Below are 7,649 nucleotides of genomic sequence, written 5' to 3' on the forward strand. Positions count from 1 at the left end.
ATAACGTTCCGCGGCTTTGCGCTGTAGCGGCAAGTTAAGGATAAATATAATAAGAAATATTGATGTTCAAAGTATTTTCCAAGTAAGATAAAACCAGCTATAGCGCAAAACCGCTGTTATAGGAAGCCCTTACTACTTGAGTAAACACTTTCCGCAAACAGCGGTCAACAGTATCCTTTCTGCGGTTTAAATATTTCTTTCTGCGGAAAGAATAAATTTACTCGCAAGTACAATATATCTTTTTGCGGAAGACATATTTCTATTTGCGGAAACAATAAATCTTTCTGCGGGTTAGATATTTCTAACTGCGGTAACGATAAATTTAAGTGTGGTATTTTTATTTTTAAAAGCGGGTGCAATAAAGATAATTGTGGGAACAATTATTCTTTTTGCGGGTTGTTTATTTCTTTGCCTTCTTGAATTCAATGCCTTTAACTTGGGCAAATTCTGGACTTGATGCGCCGAATATTGACTTGATGTATTTCTTTACTTCGCCAGCGATGTCTACTAATCCTGTATCGGTGTTGTATAATGTTACGTCTCGGGTTATTCTTGAATTGCTAACCGTTGTATAAGCTGTGGCAACAGCACTATTTTTGGCTGTTAAATCGGCTTGTTTTGTGGTTAGTGCAGTTATTTTAAGGTCATTTTCGTTAGGTGTATAACTCGGCTCGGATTGTAAAACAGAAATAATTCCTGCAAAGTGTTGGATAAGTTGGTCGTAAGATTGTTGGCTTGCGCTTATTGTTGCAGGCGCATCAGCTTTTGGATCAACAGGAGTTTGGGTTGGGTTTGCTCTTTTTCCTTGCATTTTACGGTTGAAACCTTTTGCATCCTTAATTTTTTCAGGAGAAGCATCTGTGGCTTCCAAGGCATTTACCAAGCGGGTTGATAATGATTTCAGATTGCTGAAAGCAGCCAAACGTTCATTTACTTTGTTGTTGTAAGTAGTGTTTTTGGTAACCACATCGGCAAGATTTGTTTGTGCGGTGGAATAAAGAGTGCTGAGTTGTGGCAATTTCAAAGCGTTTTTTGAAGGATTGTAAGTTGTTCCGTAACCAGTTACAAATGCAATAAGGTCTTGGAAATTAGCAACGTTTTTAGCGTGGCCAGTTTCTGATGTAGAAGCCATAGTCTTAATGTTTAAAAGATTAATATTATCCCGAAAATACTAAAAATATTACAAGTTAACAATAGCAATAATAAAAAAAGCCGCTCGTTAGAGCGGCCTTTTTTATTTTTATGAAATCAGCGTTGTGATGGATTGATTAACAACAATTTTCTCCTGCTTGAATTGGTGGACATTTTACAGTTCCATAACTACAGTAAACACAACAGTCACCAGGTTTTGGTTTCAATACTTGTTTGCAGTTTTCACAATCGTAAAAATATTGACATGCATTTGTAGGCATCATTTCATCTTTTTGGTATCCGCAATGTGGACAAGTGATTGTTGAATGAAGTTCAACTATTTTTCCATTGTACACGGTGCACGTGTCACAAGTTCCATGCATTTTGTTTCGTTTGTAGTTCCAGATAGTAGCTATGAAAAGTCCGAACATACCTGTGTAAAGAAAATATGTCCAATTGGCATTGTCGTTAAAGTGATAGGCGTAAAAAATTAAAAGCCCACTTGGAATAGCAACCAATAAAGGATATGTACAATGGTGTTTTCGATACGATATGTAAAGACCGGCGACTGATATTAAAACCATTGCTTGAAAAATCCACATTGTCCACCCACCGAAAAGCTCAAAACTCCCCAGTCCAAGTGCGGAAGCTACAAATGCAAAAAGTGGGAAGCAGCAAGGTGAAAATATTGCAGTCAAGAAAAGTCCAGCTGTTCCCAATTTATCGACATTACTTATTAATTTCATTGTATTTTTTTCTATTGTTTAATTGTTGCACATTCGTCCTTAAGGGTTTCCTATAACGTTTCGCGGCTTTACGTCTGTTGCGAGGTGCGAAACCGCGTACTATCGGCTAAGATAAATATTATTACGGAAACAAAACGTGAATTTACCACAAAACTCGCAATGGCGTAAAACCGCTGTTATACACAGCAATTATTAAAGTAATCAAACTCCGCAATCCAATTCGACGCAAACTTTGGAACTCGGGCAAACCGAAATCTGGCAAGCAGAGAATTTTCCATAAAGCCCAAACGATTCCAAATAAAAAACTCGATAAAAAATCGAGTAGGAGAAGCATTTTTTTCGGCAAACTTTCAAAGCAAATTTCGGGAAATATTGTTGTGTATAACGTTCCGCGGCTTTGCGCTGTAGCGGCAAGTTAAGGATAAATGTAATAAGAAATTGTGATGTTCAGCGTATTTTCCAAGAAAGATAAGCCAGCTATAGCGCAAAACCGCTGTTATAGCCAGTATTTATTTCTCCATACTGTAACCTTCTGGTAATCTTAGCGCAAAACTTTTCATTTTCTTTCGATTGATTTTCTTTGTGATTTTATAATTTTCTTTCTCAAGAAACTGAACTAATATTGGATAATCGTACTTCTTATTTACGCTTATAAATTTTCCATTTATAAGATTAAAAAGATTGAAATTCCAATAACTATGATTTTCAAAACCCATTAATTTCATAGTTATGATTTCGTAATTTCCATCACCGTCAAAATCCCTTTCGCTGCGATTGTCACTTTGTTTATCATCAAAAGAGATTTTTAAAAAGCCCTCATTTTCCTGCTGAAAAAGATAGATTACTCTAACATTCATCGATGCAGTTCCATTTCCCATATATGGAGCAATAATTTTTACATCTTTCAATCCGTCTCCATTCAAATCTGCAATTCTAATACTATCCAAAGCGATAGGGTTGAAGCCTACATTTTCTGTGAATTTTTGAATTCCAACTTTAACAACTGAATTTTCAAACCAATGTTCTTTTGAAGAATTTAATTGAATAGTTAGCGATTTACCTTTTTTAAAAAAGTCAGGAATAGAAATAGAGTTCTCAACCTTCTTTTCTGTGTCAATGGTTTTCCAATTATTATACGCTTTATATTTTACAGCTGGATATTTTTCGAAAGCATATTGTCCACTAGCAAATAGTGGTAAAAACATCAAAAACGTGAAGTTTAATAGTTTCGTCATAAATATTGGCTATAACGTTCCGCCGCTTGGCGTAGTAGCGGCAAGTTAAAGAAAAATGTAATAAGAAATGCTGAAGTTCAGAGTATTTTCCAAGAAAGACAAACCAGCTATTACGCCAAACGGCTGTTAGGCGCTGCGTAATTCCTTATTCCTCCAGCGATAATTTGTTTTGTATGTCAACCTTTGATTTATGTTCAATTACTTTTTCAATTACATAACTATTTTGGTCAACTATGTATGTTTGTAAATCATTATCAAAATTTCTCGTGGTAGCTAACCTAACAATTAGCGAATCACCTTTTCTAAATGCTTCGGTATTTAATTTTTCGAAAAAGGTTTCATCTTTAATTTCTGCTTTTATAGGATAACCACGATATACAAATGCCCATTTTGCATGACCTTCAAAATGTATAGTTTTTATTATTAATGTAACTTCGTCGCGAATTACATCTTGTATTGGACGAATGATTTCTTTTGGTTTTGCTTCATGCTTTTCAATATACTTTGGAAATTCCTTTTTCGGAATATCAATTATTTCGTCATTATCTTGATTTACTTTTAGACTTGTAACGTTGCCGTCATTGTTTACCGTGATAAAAGATTGCGTTATTTTCTGCTCGGCTCCAGTATTTTGATAAATATTATATACATTTTTTGGAATGTCTTTGTCTACTTTTGCTTGCTTTTCTAAAATAACTTTAATTTCCTCTAAAGTTTTATCTTGATTGTCATCAGTTAGGTAATAAGTTAACAAACCGCCGAGAGTTGAAACTACAATTGCTCCAATTCCAGCTAAAATTTGATTGCGATATCTTGGAGAGATTCTTATTTCAAAACTACCATGTTCAGGTGGTGAAACTTCAATAACCAAATCGTCTGGATTGTAACCCAACTCATTATTTATTATGTAAAGAAGCTCTTTGTAGATTTCTAAAAAGTTTGTCAGTGTGTCAACTTTTATATTTCCATCACCTCCAAATTTTATTATAAGTTCGTTTTCTGTCATAAGTGTTGTGTTACGTTGCGCCTAACGTTTCGTCGCTTGCGCCAGTGGCGGTTTTTGACACTGACGAAAACAAATATACCGAAAACTTTGAAAGATAAAACGTGAATAGTAAGAAAAAAGATATTCACTTCCGCATTCTGATAAATCCCAAGCCACGCCATTGGTGCAAACGGCTGTTAGCGGTTCGGCGTTATTTTATATTTTTCAAATTCTGTTTTCAGTAAACTTTCCATTTTCTCAAAGTTATATTTTAAACTGTTTGAAGTTATTGATAATGGAGTTCCGTACATTTTCAAGTTAGCTCTCATAAGTGAAGCTTTATATTTTGAACTCTTTTGTATAAACTTTTCTGGATTTAAAACATCAATTAAAATAAATTTCGTTGACATTACTTGTTGAGTTCTGATTCCAATTATCTCAGACCATTCAATTAATCCTACACTTGCAAAATTTGAATTGTCTATAATTCCATTTGCATTAACTATTAATCCTGGTTTTTTGTCAAATGCTTTGTAGAAAATATAAATTAAACAAAGACTAGAAAAGATTACGGAAGCAAATCCGACTATAGTTATTAATTCAGGACTTCTCATTACAGTCGAAACATATTTTTGAGGTTTTAAAATAAATTCTCTTCCAAGAAGCACGAAAATTACCGAGCCAATAAATGTAAAAATTAGTTTTGTTTTACTCAATGGAATTTTGATTTCATTCATTTTTTTCTCTTTTATTGAATTTGCCTACGCTGACCGCTAACTAGTAAATATACACAAGTTTATGCAACTTTTTTGAGGTTGACAGATAATTAATCAAGTTTTTTCTTATTATTTATATCTACCATTCGATCAAGCGGGCTTTGGATTTTGTCTACAGCACTTTGGGTTAAATGTGTATAAACTGTGGTTGTCTTGATGCTTGAATGCCCTAAAAATTGCTGTATGTAGCGGATGTCTGTTCCGTTTTCCAGCAAATGAGTGGCAAAACTATGGCGTAATGTATGAACTGTTGCCTTTTTTTCTAAGCCGCTTTTTTTCAGTGCCTCACGCATTACTGTTTGTACACTCCCAACACTAAGAGGTTCTCCGGCATACTGCCCTTCAAAAACATATTGTTTGCCTTTATAAAGTTCTCTGTATATCTTCAGCGATTGAACAATAGAATAGGGCAACATCACCATGCGGTCCTTTTTGCCTTTGGCATTCTTAATATGGATTTTATATTCTTCAAACAAAATATCACGCCATTGTAGTGTTACTATTTCACTAACCCGAAGTCCGGCGCCATAGCCTATTAATAGTAATAATTTATGCTTAGGATTGTCGACTACCTGAAATATTAGCAGACACTCATTCATAGTTAACACTACAGGCAATTTCTTTTCTTTCTTTGGACGAGGCAACTTAAAGTCATATTCGCTTTTGTGCAGAACCTGCTGATAATAAAAATGTAAACTGTTAACCATACTATGTCCGGTACTGGCTGTAAGTCCACGTTGCATTAAGGAGCCTAAAAACCGAACAATTTCTTGTGGTGTGATGGTTTCGGGATCTCTATAATTAAAATGGCGCAAAAACTGAATGAAAGCATTCGTATAGGTACGCATCGTGGCGTTGCTGTAATTCAAAGCCAACAAATTATCTATCATATTCATGACATAGTTACGTCCTGTTTCCGGGATTTGTTCGAGCAAACTTTGCTTGGTTTTGGATAAATCTAACCGTTTTTTATTGGGCAAATGTTTTTTTTGCAAATACTCCAAAGGCAATTCATTGTTGATTTCCACTTCCAAAGGTTCCATTTGCAATTGAATACTTTCATACACTATTGGCGCGGCCGGTAACAGATAACAGTCTTTCGTTTTGCTGTAACGAACCATCGAAAATCGTTTCAACTTTTCGTGAATCGCTACAAGTTTCGGGACATGAATTTCCATCCAGGATAAATCCTCATGGTGCGGATGAATGCTAATGCAAGCTCCTCTGTAGCTGGTGTCTTTTGACACAAAATCATCGCTCAAGAAAGAAGGTCTTTTTAGGACATGTTCAACAGCTTCCTTAACTTTTGGATTTCGTAAAGCCATATAACAACGATAATTGGGATTCCAATAGACGCCTTTAATCGTCAATAATGCTTTACTGGTGCCTTGATGATACCGCATTTTAAAAACCCAGTACTTACCAATGTTTTCCAATAATTCCAACTTCAAATTTGGGATAAACGAATCTATATCCGTTTTATGTTCAGGATTATTTGTTTTGGACAAATCTAACTGACTTTCGCTTAGTGCTATGGGTGAAAGGTCACGGCTCATGCCGGTCACCGATGGTGTTGTTGTGAAATCTTTTGGTGATTCAATAGTAAAAGAACGGAATTGCTGTTTCAATTTGGCATACGATGTCACATCATAATCAATATACCAACAAGCATGTGTCTTGCTGAATTGTCCGCCGATTGCTTTTAGTATTTTTATCTTTTCAGCATCATAGTCAAAAAAAATACCAATCCTAAAAGCTTCCCGATGCCATATCTTTTTGATGGTGATAGACATATAATTGTAAATAAAAAGCTAAAATTACTATTTATTTTGAATAAAAACAAATAAAACAAAAGGAATTACTTACAACAATATTATTGCCTTAAAACGACATTACAAAAGCGCCACCAAGTTGCTTACCATCATATGTTGGTGCAAACATAGCGGTAGTTTTACCGGTCATGGAAGGAAAAATGTGTTTGTTCAAATAGGGGGCAAGCCAATAAGCCGCTTTGGTACTCAAGATGCCAAAGCCCGCACCGGCAGCTACATCAGTAAGCCAATGTTTGTTATTATAAATGCGGAAAGCTCCGGTAGCGGTAGCTACAACATATCCTGAAATACCGTACCAAATAGAAACATCTTTGTATTCTTGGTACAAAAACTCTGCGCCGGCAAAAGCAAAAGCTGTATGCCCCGAAGGAAAAGAATTGGCATCTGAACCATCCGGACGTTCTTCTTTTGTGGTTTTTTTCAGAATTGTAACCGAAGTGGCTACAAATACCAAAGAGGTTGCCAGTATAACCGAACGATCCTTTAAATTATTTTTCCCTTTGATGCCCAAAGCATTCAAAGCATATACCGAAAGGGCAGGAGTATATTGCAGAAAATCATCTATGGTTAGTTTTTTATCAATATCTTCAACTACTTCGTCTCTAATATCTAAGTTCAAATCTTTTAAATAATCACTTTGTAAACCAACAACACCATAACCAATCAAAGCTACAGGCAAAATCAGTTGTTTATAATTAAATTTTAAAGCCTTCGAAGCAGCAAAGTTAGTGGTATCAATACTACTGGCAACTTGTGCCGAGGCATTAGAAAAACCAACAAAAAGCAGTAATAGTAAAGACGCTTTTCTTTTAAGAGAGTTTAGTGTAGTCATTTATAAAATATGAGTATGGCCTGTAATAGTTATAGAACAGGTATAAGCTCCAAATCCCTAGTAGGTTCAAAATATTACTTTTGGTATTTTTTATGCTTCAGCAAATAAGCCG

General features: G+C 35.1%; 7 protein-coding genes and 1 pseudogene. All 8 read right to left on the reverse strand.

The window, feature by feature from the left end; all coding sequences use genetic code 11:
• Positions 1 to 400 precede the first annotated feature (400 nt).
• Positions 401 to 1,132 (reverse strand): hypothetical protein, encoded by a 732-nt coding sequence (locus V7D82_RS13015; protein ID WP_333601391.1) that lies wholly within the window; start codon positions 1,130 to 1,132, stop codon positions 401 to 403.
• 136 nt (positions 1,133 to 1,268) lie between these two features.
• Positions 1,269 to 1,514: a GDCCVxC domain-containing (seleno)protein gene (locus tag V7D82_RS13020; protein ID WP_333601397.1), complete on the reverse strand. Its 246-nt coding sequence runs from the start codon at positions 1,512 to 1,514 to the stop codon at positions 1,269 to 1,271.
• 21 nt (positions 1,515 to 1,535) lie between these two features.
• Positions 1,536 to 1,877: pseudogene (locus V7D82_RS13025) on the reverse strand (MerC domain-containing protein); the annotation flags it as partial.
• A 509-nt stretch (positions 1,878 to 2,386) separates the two neighbouring features.
• Positions 2,387 to 3,112 (reverse strand): hypothetical protein, encoded by a 726-nt coding sequence (locus tag V7D82_RS13030; protein WP_333601392.1) that lies wholly within the window; start codon positions 3,110 to 3,112, stop codon positions 2,387 to 2,389.
• 145 nt (positions 3,113 to 3,257) lie between these two features.
• Positions 3,258 to 4,118, reverse strand: coding sequence for a hypothetical protein (locus V7D82_RS13035; protein ID WP_333601393.1), 861 nt, complete (start codon positions 4,116 to 4,118; stop codon positions 3,258 to 3,260).
• 176 nt (positions 4,119 to 4,294) lie between these two features.
• Positions 4,295 to 4,834 carry an STM3941 family protein gene (locus V7D82_RS13040; RefSeq protein ID WP_333601394.1) on the reverse strand — a complete coding sequence of 180 codons (540 nt, stop codon included), beginning with the start codon at positions 4,832 to 4,834 and terminating at the stop codon, positions 4,295 to 4,297.
• Between the two features lie 89 nt (positions 4,835 to 4,923).
• Positions 4,924 to 6,666: a tyrosine-type recombinase/integrase gene (locus V7D82_RS13045; RefSeq protein WP_333601395.1), complete on the reverse strand. Its 1,743-nt coding sequence runs from the start codon at positions 6,664 to 6,666 to the stop codon at positions 4,924 to 4,926.
• Positions 6,667 to 6,754: 88 nt separating this feature from the next.
• Positions 6,755 to 7,537: a phosphatase PAP2 family protein gene (locus V7D82_RS13050; protein WP_333601396.1), complete on the reverse strand. Its 783-nt coding sequence runs from the start codon at positions 7,535 to 7,537 to the stop codon at positions 6,755 to 6,757.
• Positions 7,538 to 7,649: the final 112 nt, after the last annotated feature.

Source organism: Flavobacterium sp. (assembly GCF_036741995.1).
Taxonomy (GTDB): domain Bacteria; phylum Bacteroidota; class Bacteroidia; order Flavobacteriales; family Flavobacteriaceae; genus Flavobacterium.